At 65.4% G+C, this 15,147-nt stretch carries 14 protein-coding genes; 1 reads left to right on the plus strand and 13 read right to left on the minus strand.

All coding sequences use genetic code 11. The features are described from left to right. Window position 1 precedes the first annotated feature (1 nt). Genes ACLBKT_RS05805 through ACLBKT_RS05825 form a run of 5 tightly spaced genes read right to left on the minus strand, consistent with a single transcriptional unit; the run spans window position 2 to window position 4,710 of the window. Window positions 2–856, minus strand: a complete 855-nt coding sequence (locus ACLBKT_RS05805; RefSeq protein WP_410182000.1) for a class I SAM-dependent methyltransferase — start codon at window positions 854–856, stop codon at window positions 2–4. A 20-nt stretch (window positions 857–876) separates the two neighbouring features. Next, window positions 877–2,286 (minus strand): dihydrolipoyl dehydrogenase, encoded by a 1,410-nt coding sequence (gene lpdA, locus ACLBKT_RS05810; protein ID WP_410182001.1) that lies wholly within the window; start codon window positions 2,284–2,286, stop codon window positions 877–879. 2 nt (window positions 2,287–2,288) lie between these two features. Continuing rightward, on the minus strand, window positions 2,289–2,687 hold the full coding sequence (locus ACLBKT_RS05815; RefSeq protein WP_410182002.1) for an acyl-CoA thioesterase: 399 nt from the start codon (window positions 2,685–2,687) through the stop codon (window positions 2,289–2,291). After that, complete coding sequence (locus tag ACLBKT_RS05820) at window positions 2,684–3,256, minus strand: hypothetical protein (RefSeq protein WP_410182003.1); 573 nt, start codon at window positions 3,254–3,256, stop codon at window positions 2,684–2,686. Before ACLBKT_RS05820 ends, ACLBKT_RS05815 begins: the two co-directional genes overlap by 4 nt. Next, window positions 3,253–4,710, minus strand: coding sequence for a 2-oxo acid dehydrogenase subunit E2 (locus tag ACLBKT_RS05825; protein ID WP_410182004.1), 1,458 nt, complete (start codon window positions 4,708–4,710; stop codon window positions 3,253–3,255). Before ACLBKT_RS05825 ends, ACLBKT_RS05820 begins: the two co-directional genes overlap by 4 nt. Before the next feature lie 151 nt (window positions 4,711–4,861). Here ACLBKT_RS05825 and ACLBKT_RS05830 point away from each other — a divergent pair, with 151 nt between their 5' ends. Further along, a complete protein-coding gene (locus ACLBKT_RS05830) occupies window positions 4,862–5,314 on the plus strand; it encodes a universal stress protein (protein WP_166548103.1) in 453 nt (150 codons plus the stop codon). A gap of 3 nt (window positions 5,315–5,317) precedes the next feature. Here the strand turns inward: ACLBKT_RS05830 and rnr are convergent, their stop codons facing one another. The 8 genes from rnr to radA all read right to left on the minus strand — a co-directional run bounded on the left by rnr (window position 5,318) and on the right by radA (window position 15,127). Continuing rightward, on the minus strand, window positions 5,318–7,687 hold the full coding sequence (rnr, locus tag ACLBKT_RS05835) for a ribonuclease R (protein ID WP_410182005.1): 2,370 nt from the start codon (window positions 7,685–7,687) through the stop codon (window positions 5,318–5,320). Between the two features lie 51 nt (window positions 7,688–7,738). Beyond that, window positions 7,739–9,283: an aminoacyl--tRNA ligase-related protein gene (locus ACLBKT_RS05840; protein WP_410182006.1), complete on the minus strand. Its 1,545-nt coding sequence runs from the start codon at window positions 9,281–9,283 to the stop codon at window positions 7,739–7,741. A gap of 60 nt (window positions 9,284–9,343) precedes the next feature. Continuing rightward, complete coding sequence (gene phaR, locus ACLBKT_RS05845; RefSeq protein WP_410182007.1) at window positions 9,344–9,910, minus strand: polyhydroxyalkanoate synthesis repressor PhaR; 567 nt, start codon at window positions 9,908–9,910, stop codon at window positions 9,344–9,346. A gap of 86 nt (window positions 9,911–9,996) precedes the next feature. Beyond that, on the minus strand, window positions 9,997–11,082 hold the full coding sequence (gene alr, locus ACLBKT_RS05850) for an alanine racemase (RefSeq protein WP_410182008.1): 1,086 nt from the start codon (window positions 11,080–11,082) through the stop codon (window positions 9,997–9,999). Beyond that, window positions 11,075–12,706, minus strand: a complete 1,632-nt coding sequence (locus ACLBKT_RS05855; RefSeq protein WP_410182009.1) for an MFS transporter — start codon at window positions 12,704–12,706, stop codon at window positions 11,075–11,077. Before ACLBKT_RS05855 ends, alr begins: the two co-directional genes overlap by 8 nt. A gap of 49 nt (window positions 12,707–12,755) precedes the next feature. Further along, window positions 12,756–13,196 carry an iron-sulfur cluster assembly scaffold protein gene (locus ACLBKT_RS05860; protein ID WP_410182010.1) on the minus strand — a complete coding sequence of 147 codons (441 nt, stop codon included), beginning with the start codon at window positions 13,194–13,196 and terminating at the stop codon, window positions 12,756–12,758. Between the two features lie 5 nt (window positions 13,197–13,201). Then, a complete protein-coding gene (locus ACLBKT_RS05865; RefSeq protein ID WP_410182011.1) occupies window positions 13,202–13,747 on the minus strand; it encodes a CvpA family protein in 546 nt (181 codons plus the stop codon). A 12-nt stretch (window positions 13,748–13,759) separates the two neighbouring features. Beyond that, window positions 13,760–15,127: a DNA repair protein RadA gene (gene radA, locus ACLBKT_RS05870; protein ID WP_410182012.1), complete on the minus strand. Its 1,368-nt coding sequence runs from the start codon at window positions 15,125–15,127 to the stop codon at window positions 13,760–13,762. Window positions 15,128–15,147 lie beyond the last annotated feature (20 nt).

The raw sequence follows: 15,147 nt of genomic DNA on the forward strand, positions 1-15,147 counted from the left end.
CTTAGGCGTGGGCGGTGATCAGCCAGACCTTGCAGGGCAGCATGTCACCCTCACCCACGCGGTGATGACGGGTGAACATGGCTGTCAGATCAGCCCGCGCCGAATCACACACGTCTGCCCCCTGCTCGGCCAAGACCCGTCCGACGGCCATTGAGGCGAGGACAAACTCGGTCGCCTCGTCCGGCGTTGCGCCGGGTCCGCCCACGGGTTGCAGTCCTGCATAGGGGGCGACGTCCATACCGGAGAAACCTGCACCCGTAAGCACATCCTCAAGATAGCCGAGGTCTTCGAAGGCGAAGGGGCCGGGCGCGCGGGGGATGGCGGGCGGGATTTCGACATGCTGGCGGACAACCCCCATCACTTCCATCATCCACGCATTGTCGCGCGGATGCGCCCAGACCGCGAGGTCGATCCGCGCGCTGGGCCTCAGCAGACTGTGCAGATTGGTAAAGGCGGGCACCGGGGCCTCGAAAAACATCGAGCCGAAGCGCGAGAACAGGCGGTCGAACGGGGGTTCGTCCAACTGCACTGTGGCCGCGTCTGCACACACGAACCGCGCGGCGCTTCCCCCAGCCGCCGCGCGTTCCTGTGCCCGTGCGATCAGCATCGGCGCGACATCGAGACCGAGCGCAGCGCCTCCCGGCCCCACCGCCTCGGCAATCGCCAGCGTTGTCGCTCCGCCGCCGCAGCCGAGATCAAGCACGCGCTCGCCGGGCTGATACTCTGCCCGCTCCAGCAGCGCCGTGCCGATGGGCGCGATCATGCTCTCGAACCGATCGAGGTTGGCGAGCCAGCGCTCACCCATCTCCCCTGCCCAGTCTTCGCCCTTCAATGCATCAGGTCCGGTCTGGGTCATGCGGATGGTCCTTTTCGCGGCTAGAAATGCAGCGCCCTGCCGTAAGCGTCGAGCACGCTTTCGTGCATCATCTCGCTCAAGGTCGGGTGCGGGAACACGGTCTGCATCAGTTCGGCTTCGGTCGTTTCGAGCACCTTGCCGACAGTATAGCCCTGGATCAGCTCGGTCACTTCCGCGCCCACCATGTGCGCGCCGAGCAGTTCGCCGGTCTTCGCATCGAACACGGTCTTGACGAAGCCTTCCACCTCGCCGAGCGCGATGGCCTTGCCGTTACCGATGAAGGGGAAGCTGCCGACCTTGAGCTCATAGCCCGCTTCCTTCGCCTTCGCCTCGGTCAGCCCGACGCTGGCAATCTGCGGGTGGCAGTAGGTGCAGCCGGGGATGGCGTTGCGGTTGAGCGGATGGGGGTGAACTTCGGTGTTGCCGAGTTCCTGCGCGATCGCTTCGGCGCAAGTCACGCCTTCATGGCTCGCCTTGTGTGCCAGCCACGGCCCCGGCGTGCAGTCGCCGATGGCCCACAGGCCCTTGGTTTTGGTGCGGCCATAGGGGTCGATCTGGATGAAGCCGCGCTCCATCTCCGCCAGCCCTTCGAGCCCGATATTCTCCGTATTGGGCACGATGCCGATTGCGACGATCACGTGGGTGAAGTCACTGGTGGCGGCGTTGCCAGCCTTGTCCTTGATGGTGGCGGTGATGCCCTTGTCGGACACCTTGATCGCCTCCACTCCCGCGCCGGTCATGATGTTGATGCCCTGCTTGCGCAGCGACTTTTCGAGGAAGGTGGAGACGTCGGCGTCCTCCACCGGAACGATCCGGTCGAGCATTTCCACCACGGTCACTTCGCTGCCGAGATCGTTGTAGAAGCTGGCAAACTCGATCCCGATCGCACCCGATCCGATCACCAGCAGCTTGGCCGGCAGTTCGGTCGGAGTCATCGCGTGGCGATAGGTCCACACCCGCTTGCCGTCCGCAGGGGCGAAGGGCAGATCCCGCGCCCGCGCGCCGGTGGCGACGATGATGTGCTTGGCGGTGAGGGCCTCCTCACCCTTCTCGCCCTTCACCGTCAGACTGTTCGCACCGGTCAGCGTGCCGGTGCCCATGTGCACGGTGATCTTGTTCTTCTTCATCAGGTGGGCGATGCCCTGATTGAGCTGCTTGGCCACCCCGCGGCTGCGCTTGACGATAGCGGCCAGATCCGCCTCGATCCCCTGCGCAACGAGACCGTAATCGCCCGCGTGCTGCATGTAGTGGAATATCTCGGCCGAACGCAGCATCGCCTTGGTCGGGATGCAGCCCCAGTTAAGGCAGATGCCGCCGAGGTTCTCGCGCTCGACAATCCCGGTCTTGAGGCCCAGCTGCGCGCAGCGGATCGCCGCGACATAGCCGCCGGGGCCGGAGCCGAGCACGATCACGTCATATTCAGTAGCCATTGTCAGTCATCCTTGGGGAGGAGGAGTGGGGGATTGGCGAGCAGCGCGCGCGGGCGCCCGTCCTCGCCGATCAGGACGAATTTGAAGGTGCCGCGCGCCACTGTCTGGGTCGCCTCGCCATTACGCTCGCGCGCGATGGCCTCGGCCGCGATGGTGAGCGAAGTGGTGCCGGTCGCGAGCACATCGCAAAAGACGGAGAGCTCGTCCCCCACTGCCATCGCGCCCGGAAAGGCAAAGTCGGTCGCCGAGACGACGACCGCCTTGCCCTGCCCCACCCGGCTCGCCAGCGACCCTGCGCCCAGCGCCATCTGCGCCATCAGCCACCCGCCGAACACGCCGCCATAGGGGTTGGTGTCGGCCGGCATGGCAGTGACGCGGATTTGTGGGGAGCGATCAGTCATTGACGATCCAGAATGTACCCAACACCCATCCCAACCACAGTGGCTATGAACAAAATGAGTATCGCATAGTAAAAGCCGATGGCGAAAAATTTCACCGCCCTTCTCTGCTCTTCGATCGAGTAGAGATTGAATTTTCCCCTTAGTTTTTTTGGCTCAACATATTTAAATCCGGGATAGCCGATTAGCGAGTAAGAAAGGAGGACGCGCTCACCGGACGGGAACCGCTCAATGGCGACGAATATACCCTCATTCTCACACCGAATGACGACCGCAGACTTTGCCAGTGCTTTTGTCTCGGAAACCTTGAACTGAACGTTTGGCTCGCGGACCTCCAGCCCGATCTCGAAATTCTCGATATCGGTCTTAGTCTCGTTACGAAATTCATATGAGCCTATCTCGATCGACTTGTTCGATGGAAAGACACCGTGCTTAATTTTCCCATCTTCAACGGAAAATTCCGCACTAAGTGATTGAGATATAAATCCGATACGTGGTCGATACACATAGACCGCATAACCGATTAAACTCGGCAACAGAATCCCCGCAAGTGTGAGCAGGAACTCGCTCACACCACCAACCCCATCGGGTTCTCCACCAGCTGCTTCAGTGCCTCCATCAGCTGCGCGCCGTCCGCGCCGTCGATAGCGCGGTGGTCGAAGCTGCCGCTCGCGTGGAGCACGGTCGCAACCTCGATCGCGCCGTTCACCACATAGGGCTGCTGCTGACCCGCGCCGACCGCGAGAATCATGCCCTGCGGCGGGTTGATCACCGCGTCGAACTGTTTGATCCCGAACATCCCGAGGTTCGAGAGGCTCGCCGTGCCGCCCTGATATTCGTGCGGCATCAGCTTCCCATCACGCGCCTTGCCCGCGAGCGTCTTCATCTCGGTCGAGATCGCGGCGAGACCCTTGGTGTCGGCGCTGGTGATGACGGGCGTGATCAGGCCCGAGGGCGCGGCGACCGCCACCGAGATATCGGCGCGACTATACCGGCGCAGCGTGTCGCCGTGGTAGCTGACATTGCACTGCGGCACGCGGATCAGCGCGCGGGCGAGCGCCTTGATGAGGAGGTCGTTGACCGACAGCTTCACGCCGTCAGGTTCGAGCGACTTGTTGAGCTGGGCGCGCAGCTCCAGCAGCGGGTCGAGCCGGATATCGATGGTCAGATAGAAGTGCGGAACGGTCTGCTTGGACTCGGTGAGGCGGCGGGCGATGACCTTGCGGACGCCTGACAGCTTCTCCTCGGCAAAAGGCGCGCCGCCTTCGATGGCGGGGGCCGGTGCCGGGGTCGCGGCAGGGGCAGGCGCGCTTGCGGCAGCCACCGGAGCCGCAGCGGGCGCGGCGGCGGCGGAGGGCGTGAAGTTCTCGACGTCTTCCTTGACGATACGGCCATTCGGGCCGGTGCCATTGACCTGCGCCAGATCGATACCCTTTTCGGCCGCAATCCGTTTGGCGAGCGGCGAGGCGACGATGCGCTCGCCCGAGACAGCGGGGGTTGGAGCAGGGGCCGCAGCGGGTGCAGCTGCGGCAGGAGCAGCAACAGGCGTGCCGCCGCCAGCGGTAATCGCCGCCTCGACATCTTCCTTGGTGATCTTGCCCTTGGGGCCGGTGCCGGTGATGCTGGCGAGGTCGATGCCGTTCGCTTCGGCGAGCTTCTTGGCGGTGGGCGTGGCAGCGGGGCCATCGGCAGCAGGGGCGGCTGCGGGCGCACTTGCGGCCGGTGCCGGGGCCGCTTCCTTTGCGGCCGCCGGAGCAGCAGCCGGCGCGGGCGCAGCCTCCTCGCCCTCCACGGTCAGCCGCGCAATCACCGCGCCGACCTTCACGTTCTCGCTGCCTTCCGGCACGATGATTTCGGCAATCACGCCTTCATCGACCGCTTCGAACTCCATCGTCGCCTTGTCGGTCTCGATCTCGGCCATGACGTCGCCGGAACGAACGGTGTCCCCTGGCTTGACCAGCCATTTGGCGAGCGTGCCCTCTTCCATGGTGGGCGACAAAGCCGGCATCTTGATGTCCAAGGCCATGATCCGCGATACTCCCGTAAACGATCCATTGCCTGCGTCTCTGGCCAATTCCCTAGCGGCGGGCAAGGCCCAGAATTGCCCCAAAACGCTAGGGACTTGCCAATCCATACGAATGCATTGATACCCTGCACCCCAACGGGGCCTCAGCACTATGCGGACATTTTTGGTCATTATCGACGAGAGCGAGGAGGCGACCTCGGCCTTGCGCTACGCTGCGCGGCGCGCGGCAGCGGTGGGGGGCGCCGTGCATTTGCTCGCGCTGGTGGCGCAGCAGAATTTCAGCGCCTTCGGTGCGGTGCAGGCGACGATCGAAGCCGAAGCGCGTGACCGGGCCGAGATGCTGGCGCATGGTGTGGCGGGCAATCTGCTCGCCGAAAGCGGGATCATGCCGACCATCTCGGTGAAGATCGGGCAAGGCCAGAAGATCGTCAGCGAGTTTCTGGCCGAGCACAAGGAAGTCGCCGCGCTGGTGCTGGGCGCGGCCAAGGGCGCGGCGCCGGGGCCGCTTGTGTCGCATTTCTCCGCGGCAGCGGGGAACCTGCCCTGCCCGCTCTACATAATCCCCGCCGATTACGACGAGACCAAGAGCGACCATCAGGTCTAGGCGCTATTTCTTGCGGCCCTGGTGACGGATGTTGCCCGGGCGACCGCGCTGGCCGACCATGAACTTGCCCGCCTTGCGGGGCCCTCCGCCGGAGGTGCGCTTGCGATCATCAGGACGTGTCCCGCGCGGTTCGATGGCGCGCGCATCGGCGTCGGGCAGCACGAATTTGAGCGCGCCGGTGAGCGGGTTGGCCTCCGCCAGCTTGAGCTTCAGCCGGTCGCCACTGGCATAGGTCGTGCCGCTGTCCGAACCGACCAGCGCCTGCGCCGCCTCGTCATGGCGGAAATATTCGCCGCCGAGCGTGGAGATCGGCACCAGTCCGTCCCCGCCCAGCCCGACGATGGTGGCGAAGAAGCCGAAGGCCTGCACCCCGGTGATGCGGGTGTCGAACACCTCGCCCACGCGGGCTGACAGCCACGCAGCGACATAGCGATCGATGGTGTCGCGCTCGGCCTCCATCGCGCGGCGCTCGGTCTGGCTGATTGCGTCGCTGACCTGCTGGAGGCTGGCACGGTCGCGGTCGGACAGGCCCGAGGTGGCCGGGATCGACCCGGGCGGAGCGGGTTGCTCCAGCTTGTAGGCATCCACCAGCGCGCGGTGCACCAGCAGGTCGGAATAGCGGCGGATCGGCGAGGTGAAGTGGGCATAAGAGCCGAGGCTCAGCCCGAAGTGCCCGGCATTGGCAGGGCCGTAATAGGCCTGCGTCTGGCTGCGCAGCACCGCCTCCATCACCAGCGCCTTTTCCGCCTCGTCAGTGACGTCCTTCAGCATCCGGTTGAACAGCCTCGGCGTCACCACCTGCCCCAGCGCCAGCTTCTTGCCCATGGTGGCGAGATAATCGCGCAGCGCGATGAGCTTCTCGCGGCTTGGCGGTTCATGGATGCGGTAGACGACCGGCGCGGTCTTGGCCTCCAGCGCCTTGGCCGCGGCGACGTTGGCGGCGATCATGAAATCTTCGACCACGCGGTGCGCGTCGAGCCGCTCGCGGATGGCGATTTCGGTGATCTGGCCCTTCTCGTTGAGCACCACGCGGCGCTCGGGCAGTTCCAGTTCGAGCGGATCGCGGGCATCGCGCGCGGCGGCGAGCGCCTTCCATGCGGCCCACAGGTTGGCGAGGATCTTTGCCACCTCACCGTTCGTGTCGAGCGCAGTCGAGACACTTTCCTCGGCGCCTCTCGACTTCGCTCGAGGCGAACGGGTTTCTCCATCCACAATCGCCTGCGCGTCCTCATAGGCGATGTTATGCGCGATCCGCACCAGCGCGCGGGTGAAGCGGAAGCTCGAGACCTTGCCGTCGGCGTTGATGTGGAGGTGGCACGCCATCGCCGCGCGGTCCTCGCCCTCTTTCAGCGAGCAGACGTCGGCGCTCAGCACCTCGGGCAGCATCGGCACAACGCGGTCGGGGAAATAGACCGAGTTGCCGCGTTTCCTCGCCTCGCGGTCGAGCGCGGAGCCGGGGCGGACGTAGAAGCTGACATCGGCGATGGCGACAAGCGCGTTGAACCCGCCCTGCCCGTCCGGCTCGGCCCAGATCGCATCGTCGTGATCGCGCGCGTCGGCCGGATCGATCGCGACGATCGGCAAGTGCCGCAGATCCTCTCGCGCCTTCTCCGAAAGCTTGAGCTTCGCCGCGCGCGGGGCTTCTTCGAGCACCTCCTCGGGAAAGATGTGCGGGATGCCGTGCTTGGCAATGGCGATCAGGCTGAAGGAGCGCGGCGCGAGCGGGTCGCCCACCACCTCGACCACCTTCACCCCGGCCCGTTCCGACCGGCCGACCCGCTCGGCGATCACCAGCTGGCCCGCCTCCGCCCCGCCGAGGTCGGCAATCGCTGCCGATTGACGCACGCGCTTGTCCACCGGCGCGAGCCACGCCTTGCCGGTCTTGTCGATCTCGACCACGCCCATCAGCCCCTCGGTGCGCGAGGGCAGCTTCTTCATCACATGCGCGCGCCAGCCCGTTTCCGTCTCCTCGGTGCGCGCGAGCACCCGGTCGCCGCGCTTGAGCGCAGGCGGGCGCTTCACGCCGGGCTTCGGGCGCGGTTCGCGGATGGTGAGGCGCGGCGGCCTGCCGGGGGCTTCGGGGTCCCAATTGTCGGGCTCGGCGATCAGCTCGCCATCATCGATGTCGACGATCTTGAGCGTCGTCACCTTCGGCACCCCGCCCATCCGGTGGAAGGCGCTTTTCTTGCCGTCGATCAGCCCGTCTTCGGCCATGTCCTTGAGTAGGGCCTTCAGCTTGATCTTCTCCTGCCCCTTCAGCCCGAACGCTTTGGCGATCTCGCGCTTGCCCGCGGGAATGTCGGAGGACTGGATGAAGTCGAGCACCTGCTGCGGTGTCGGCATCCCCTGAGGGAGCTTGGGAAGTTTGGGCATGGTCAAGCTCCTAGCCCAAACACCCCGACAATGCGAGCGCGAGGCACGCGCTTAATAGGCCCGCGCCACCAGAATGCGCTCAACCGCCGGTTCGCCGGTGAAGATGCACACACCGCTCGCTGCCTCGGCACCGCGCGGGACGTTGCGGACGGTGAGCTTCACCGCCTTCAGCTTCTCAACCACCTTTTCCAGCACATCGCCGGTGGGCTTGGCCCACTCGACCTCGACCCAGCCGGGATACTTCCCGCCCTTCTCGAAATGGTCCACCACTGCCTGCCACTCGGTCACGCCGCGGGTGATATTGGCATCACGCCGCGCACGGGCTTCTTCGTAGAGGCTGGACTGGATCGCTTCGAGCACCGCGCCGGCCTCGGCCACGAAGGTGGCGTGGGCGGGATAGGTGAAGGCGGGCTTGCCGTTGGCCTGGTTCCACAGCTGGTCACGGCGCAGAACAGCGATCTTGCCCTCGGCCATATCGCGCTGCCCGACCTCGATGATGACAGGCGCGCCCTTGCGCACCCAGTCCCAGCGCTTGGCCGCAGCCTTGCCGGGCTTCACGTCGAGCAGCACGCGGACGCGCTCGCCCAGCGCCGTTTGCCCCGCGAGAGCGGCGCGGACCTGTTCGCAATAGGCGACGAGTTCGGCGTCTTCCGGCGCCTCGCGCAGCATCGGGATGATGACGATCTGCTGGGGGGCGATGGCGGGTGGCACGCGCAGCCCGTCATCATCGCCGTGGGTCATGATGACGCCGCCGATCATGCGGGTCGAGACACCCCAGCTGGTGGTGTGGCAGAACTGCTGGGTGCCCTCACGGTCCTGATACTGGATGCCGGCCGCATGGGCGAAATTGGTGCCGAGATAGTGGCTGGTGCCCGCCTGCAGCGCCTTGCCGTCCTGCATCATCGCTTCGATCGACCAGGTCTCGACCGCGCCGGGGAAGCGCTCGTTCTCGGGCTTTTCGCCCGCGATCACGGGGAGCGCCAAGTCATCCTCGGCACAGGCGCGGTACATTTCCAGCGCGCGGTGCGTTTCGGCGAGCGCATCCTCGCGGGTCTCGTGCGCGGTGTGGCCCTCCTGCCAGAGGAATTCGCTGGTGCGCAGGAACATCCGGGTCCGCATCTCCCAGCGCACGACATTGGCCCATTGGTTGGTGAGCAGCGGCAGATCGCGCCAGCTCTGCACCCACCGTGCCATCGCATCGCCGATGATCGTCTCCGAGGTCGGGCGCACCACCAGCGGCTCTTCGAGCTTGGCGGCGGGATCGGGGATCAGGCCGCCCTTGCCGTCAGCGATAAGGCGGTGATGAGTGACCACCGCCATTTCCTTGGCAAAGCCTTCGACGTGTTCCGCCTCGCGGGTGAAGTTGGCGAGCGGGATGAACAGCGGGAAGTAGCAATTCTGCACCCCTGCCGCCTTGATGCGGTCATCCATCAGGCGCTGGATGCGCTCCCAGATGCCGTAGCCCCACGGCTTGATTACCATGCAGCCGCGCACCCCCGATTCCTCGGCGAGGTCGGCGGCGCTGATGACTTCCTGGTACCACTTGGCGAAGTCGTCTTCGCGCTTCACGGTGAGCGCGTGGCGGATCTGGGACACGGGTGCTGGCTTCCTGCTTCAACGTTTGCGGCTGTTACCGCTGGCGCGCCGCCCTTCGGGCTATTTGCCCAGTTCGTCCAGCTTCTTTTGCATCGCCGCCATCTGTTCGCGCAGCGCCGCAAGCTCATCTGTCGCGGCCGGCTTGGGCTTATCCTTGGTCTTGCCCATGCCTGGCAGGAACACATCCGCGGCTGCGCGCATCATCGCCATGTTGGTTTCATGGATGGCGGCAAAGGGTGTGGCGCTGATGCCCTTTTCGAAGGCTTCGCGGATCTTCGACTGGTTCTCGCGGAAATTGGCCATGCTGGCTTCGAGATAGGACGGCATCATCGCCTGCATCGAATTGCCGTACATGCCGATCAGCTGACGCAGGAAGCTGACGGGCAGCATTTGCTCGCCATTGGCTTCTTCGTCCATGATGATCTGCGTGAGGATCGCATGGGTGATGTCATCGCCGGTCTTGGCATCGAGCACCTGAAAATCGACATTCTCGCGCACCATCCGGGCGAGATCTTCCAACGTGATGTAACTTGACGAGGCCGTGTTGTAGAGCCGCCGGTTCGCGTATTTCTTGATGATAATCGCATCGCCGACTTCGCCCGATGCTGCTTTTGCCTTGCCGACCATTGTGTGTTTGATCCCGTTACACGTGCCCTGAGCACGTCTCTTAGCACCTGCACAAGCTGCGGTGCAACACGCACCGGTCGGACGGCTTAGTCGCGCCTGAGGCGTCCGCCGATCACCGTCAGCATTTCATAGGGCGACAGCCCGCTTTGCTGCGCAGCATCGGCGATGTTCCAGGGCACGTCGATCCAGTTTCCGGCGGCCAGATCGGGGGCGGCGGTGCAATCGATGACCACCATGTCCATCGACACCTTGCCCAGGATCGGCAGACGGCGGCCGTTGTGCGAAAAGGCATTGCCCGGACCGCGGCTGCGCAAGAAACCGTCGGCATAGCCCATCGACACCGTCGCAACCCGCATCGGCGCGGGGGCGGTGAAAGTGGCGTTGTAGCCGACGCTTTCTCCGGCTGCGAGAGCGCGGGTCTGGAGGATCGCCGCCTGCACCTGCGCCACCGGACGGATCGCCGCGGCGAGTTCGGGCCGCGGCGCACCGCCATAGAGCGCGAGGCCCGGGCGGGTCAGGTCGAAGGCATAATCTTCTCCCAGCGCAATCCCCGCGCTGTTGGCGAGGCTGGCGCGGCGGTGGCGGATGGCTCCCAAAACGCTTTGGAATGCGGTCAATTGCCGGGGGTTCAGCGCGCTATCGGCTTCATCGGCGCTGGCGAGGTGGCTCATCAGAATATCGATGTCGAGCGCGGAAATCGCAGCCTCATTCGCCTCGCTTGCGGCAATGCCGAGCCGGTTGATGCCGGTGTCGACCATCAGGTGACACGTCCCTCCCCCGGTCGCGGCCCACAACGCCGCCTGCTCCAGCGAGTTGATCACCGGCACGGCCCCAACCGCGCGGGCATAGGCGCATTCCGCTTCATTCCGAACGCCATGCAAAACCGCCACCTGCTGCGGCGGGACATGAGCGATCACAGCGGCAACCTCGCTCCAATGGGCGACGAAGAAGGTCTCGCACCCGGCATCGCGCAGCACCGGGACGCAGGTCGCAGCGCCAAGCCCATAGGCATCCGCCTTGACCGCCGCCCCCGCTCTTGCCGATCCCGAGCGCGCATCCAGCGCGCGCCAATTGGCGGCGAGCGCATCCCGATCGACGGTCAATCGCAAGCTGGCGGGCGGCGGAGGCGCACTGCGATCAGCGCGCTCACCGTCCGAGGCAGTGTCAGTCATCAGCAAAATCTCGCGGCGGCCCGCTCGGAATGCCCCACCAAGCCACGACGAGCCCGAAGGCCACCACAGCCCACGTGTACCACAGCCCGGCATAGATATCCCCGGTCCGCGCCACGATCACCCCGGCGATCAGCGGCAGGAACCCGCCGAGATAGCCTGCGCCGATATGGTAGGGGATCGACATCGAGGAATAGCGGATGCGCGGCGGGAACATCTCGGACAACAAGGCCGCCACCGACCCGTAGGTCAAGGCCGACAGCATCCCCAGCGCCAGCAACACACCCACGATTCCGACCACATTGGCCAGCGGTGGCTGCTGCTTGGCGAAATCGAACCCGTAGGCGCCCAGCGCTGCGTGCAGCCCGGCGCGCCGCGCTGCGCCATCGGCAAACCAGGCCGGATCGATCGCGATCGGGTTGCCGCCCGCTGTCACGCGCAAGGTTTGGCCCGGTTTCAGGGTGTAAGCGACGCCCGAGGCGGTGAGTGTCTCCAGCATCTTGCCGCAATCGGTCTGATCGCGCTGGAACATCTCGGCAAAGGGATCGGTCTCGCACGCCGGCCCGCTGACCACGATCGGCGTGGCTTCTGCCGCCGCAGCCAGCTGCGGGTTGGCAAAGCTCCCCATCAGCCAGAACAGCGGGAACAGCAGCGCGAGGCTCAGCGCTGCGCCGATGATGATCGGCTTCTTGCGCCCCACCCGGTCCGACCATTTGCCGATGATGACATAGAAGCTCATCACGATCAGGCCCGAGACCAGCAGCACCAGCTCGACCGTCAGATCGTCAACATGCATCGGCCCGCGCAGGAAGCTCATCGCCGAGAAGAAGCCGGTGTACCACACCGTCGTCAGAATGCCGGTGATGCCAAACAGCGCGACGAACAACCGCTTGGGATTGCCGGGATAGGTCATGCTTTCGACGAAAGGATTGCCGGAGGTCTCCCCGGCGGCCTTCATCGCCTGGAACACCGGGCTCTCGGACAGCTTCAACCGCATCCACAGCGAAATCGCGAGGAGGCCGATCGACAGGAGGAACGGCACGCGCCAGCCCCATGCGGCGAAGGCATCCGCCGGGATCAGCGCGCGGCAGGCCAGCACGACGATGATCGACAGCACGAAGCCGCCTGCCACGCTCGCCTGAATGAAACTGGTGTAGAACCCGCGCTTTTCGGGCGGCGCGTGTTCGGCAACATAGATCGCCGCCCCGCCATATTCGCCGCCGAGTGCGAGGCCTTGCAGCACCCGCAGGATGATGACGATAATCGGCGCGGCCATGCCGATGGTGTCCACCGTCGGGATCAGGCCAACGCCTGCCGTGGCGATGCCCATCAGGGTAACCGTTACGAGAAAGGTATATTTGCGCCCCAGCCGGTCCCCCAGAAAGCCGAACAGCACCGCGCCCAGCGGACGGAAGGCGAAGCCGACGGCAAAGGTCGACCACACCAGCAGCAGGCCCAACGTCTCGTTGTCGGTGGCGTAGAAGGCATCCTTGAGGATGTAGGCAAGCGTGCCGTAGATGAAGAAATCGTACCATTCGAAGATGGTGCCCGCGCTCGATGCGCCGATCACCAGCCGGATTTCCTGCTCGCTCGGCTCACGTGCGGCGAGCGCTTCGGCTTCTGCCATGTCTGTTACATCCCCTTTGCCCCTGACGGGCGGCCTCTTGCCTGTGTCCCTAGCCCTGCTCTGCGCCGCTTGAAAGCGCCTCGCACGCCGCCTTCCACGGCAATAGCAGCGCGCCGTGCCGCCCAGGATGGGGAAGTGCGGGAGTGAGCAGGTCCAGGCCCGGCCAATCCGGCAGGTCGCCCTCACCCGCCAGCCAAGCGGAGAGCGAGGCAGTGGTTGCGGTTATCCGAGCAGCTTCGGCTCCGATAGCGCTGCGGGCGAGCAACGCGGCTGAGGCCTGTCCAATGGCGCAGGCGCTTACCGTCATGCCGATCTGGCTGATGTGCCCATCCTCTGCCAATGTCAGGCCGAGCGCGATCACGCTCCCACAGCTGCGCGAGCGGGTTTCGGCGCGCAGCGGTAGGGCGTCTTGGAGCGGGAACTCGGCAAGCTCCGTCGCCAGCCCGAGCAGTGCGGGTGAATAGAGCTTGGCCGCGGGGCGGGTGGCCACGGCGGTCAGCGGGCGGCCCGCTTGGCCGCGGCCTCCCGCGCTTCGAACTCGCTGCGCAGCCGGTCGCGCCGCACTGCGATGGCCGGAAGCAGCTGGCGCGAGAAGGCATCGGCGGCGGCATAGGTGCGCGCCTCGGTCATCCATTGCGGGCGGCCCATGTAACCCCAGGTTTCGTCATATCCGGTGACCAGCAAGGCAAAAGCGAAGACCGCCATCAGCGCGCCCTTCACCGCGCCGAAGCCGAACCCGAGCACGCGGTCAACCGGCCCCAGCACCGCTCCGTCCGACGCCTCGCTGGCCGTGCCGATGATCACTTTCATCGCGGCATAGGGGATCAGCAGCAGCAGCACGAAAGCAAGCAGCGCGTCACCCGGTTCGACCGGATAGAGCATCCGCAGTCCCTTGGTCAGCTCGGGATGGAGAAAATGCAGTGCGAAGGCCGCCAGCACCCAGGCTGCGAGCGAGAGCACTTCCTGCACCAACCCGCGCATGAACCCGCCAATGGCAGCGATGACCACAATGATGGCGATGATGATGTCGAGACCGGCCATAGGCGGCAAAGGTTATGCGCTGCCCATCACCTGGTCAACGACGTTCGCCAGTGCGCCAAGCCCACGATAGTCCGCACCCGCGCTGGCCGTGGCGCCGCCAGCCGGGCCGTAGCAGCGCGCAAAGCCGAGCTTGGCCGCTTCGCGCATCCGCAAGGGCGCGTGGGCAACCGGCCTGATCTCACCCGCCAGACTGACCTCGCCAAACCACGCGGTCTTGTCCGGCAGCGGCCGGTCCGCCAGCGCCGAGACCAGCGCAGCCGCCACGGCAAGGTCCGCCGCAGGGTCGGTCAGACGGTATCCGCCGGCGATGTTGAGATAGACTTCAGCCGACGAGAAGTTCAGCCCGCAGCGCGATTCCAGCACGGCGAGCAGCATCGCCAGCCTTCCGGAATCCCATCCCACCACCGCCCGCCGCGGGGTCGCGCCGGATTGCAGGCGAACGATGAGCGCTTGAATTTCCACGAGAACCGGGCGGGTGCCTTCCAATGCCGGGAACACCGCGCTCCCGGCCAGCGGCGTGTCTCGACCCGACAGGAACAGCAGCGAGGGATTGGCGACTTCCTCCAGCCCTTCGGACGCCATCGCGAACACGCCGATCTCGTCGACAGCGCCGAAACGATTCTTGAGCGCGCGCAGGATGCGGTATTGGTGCGAGCGTTCGCCCTCGAAACTCATCACCACGTCGACCATATGTTCCAGCACGCGGGGGCCAGCGATCGTGCCATCTTTGGTGACATGGCCGACCAGCACCACCGCGCAGCCGCTTTCCTTGGCGTAGCGGATCAATTCGAGCGCGCAGCCGCGCACCTGGCTGACGGTACCCGGAGCGCCTTCGATCGTGTCAGAATGCATGGTCTGGATCGAATCGATCACCAACAAAGCGGGCGGCTCACCATTGCCGAGCGTCGTCAGGATGTCGCGGACCGAGGTTTCCGACGCGAGTCGAATCGGCGCGTCGACCAATCCCATGCGGCTTGCGCGCAGGCGGACCTGCCCCGCCGCCTCCTCGCCGCTGACATAGACCACATCATTGCCGCCGCGCGCGATGGTCGCAGCGCATTGCAGCAGCAATGTCGATTTGCCGATGCCCGGATCGCCGCCGAGCAGCACCGCGCTCCCCGGCACGAGCCCGCCGCCCAGCGCGCGGTCGAATTCGGCCAGCCCGGTGGACTTTCTGATAGGGAGCTGCGTCGGCGCATTCAGGGGTTCGAACAGCACCGGCCGACCGCCGCTCGACAGATCATGCTTCTGCGAGAACACCGTTGCCGGAACATCCTCCACCAGCGTGTTCCATTGCCCGCAATCGGCGCATTGCCCCTGCCAGCGCGGAGAGACCGAGCCGCATTCCTGACACACAAACCGGCGTTTCGATTTTGCCATGGATAGGCGCAATAACGAGA

The organism is Erythrobacter sp. W302b (assembly GCF_046452395.1).
In the GTDB taxonomy this organism is placed as follows: domain Bacteria; phylum Pseudomonadota; class Alphaproteobacteria; order Sphingomonadales; family Sphingomonadaceae; genus Erythrobacter.

Bases quoted from the DNA above. Each gene is read 5' to 3' on its own strand.
- ACLBKT_RS05830 (WP_166548103.1), top strand. From the start codon at position 4,862: ATGCGGACATTTTTGGTCATTATCGACGAGAGCGAGGAGGCGACCTCG.
- rnr (WP_410182005.1), bottom strand. From the start codon at position 7,687: ATGCCCAAACTTCCCAAGCTCCCTCAGGGGATGCCGACACCGCAGCAG.
- phaR (WP_410182007.1), bottom strand. From the start codon at position 9,910: ATGGTCGGCAAGGCAAAAGCAGCATCGGGCGAAGTCGGCGATGCGATT.
- alr (WP_410182008.1), bottom strand. From the start codon at position 11,082: ATGACTGACACTGCCTCGGACGGTGAGCGCGCTGATCGCAGTGCGCCT.
- ACLBKT_RS05825 (WP_410182004.1), bottom strand. From the start codon at position 4,710: ATGGCCTTGGACATCAAGATGCCGGCTTTGTCGCCCACCATGGAAGAG.
- ACLBKT_RS05865 (WP_410182011.1), bottom strand. From the start codon at position 13,747: ATGGCCGGTCTCGACATCATCATCGCCATCATTGTGGTCATCGCTGCC.
- radA (WP_410182012.1), bottom strand. From the start codon at position 15,127: ATGGCAAAATCGAAACGCCGGTTTGTGTGTCAGGAATGCGGCTCGGTC.
- ACLBKT_RS05805 (WP_410182000.1), bottom strand. From the start codon at position 856: ATGACCCAGACCGGACCTGATGCATTGAAGGGCGAAGACTGGGCAGGG.
- ACLBKT_RS05855 (WP_410182009.1), bottom strand. From the start codon at position 12,706: ATGGCAGAAGCCGAAGCGCTCGCCGCACGTGAGCCGAGCGAGCAGGAA.
- lpdA (WP_410182001.1), bottom strand. From the start codon at position 2,286: ATGGCTACTGAATATGACGTGATCGTGCTCGGCTCCGGCCCCGGCGGC.
- ACLBKT_RS05815 (WP_410182002.1), bottom strand. From the start codon at position 2,687: ATGACTGATCGCTCCCCACAAATCCGCGTCACTGCCATGCCGGCCGAC.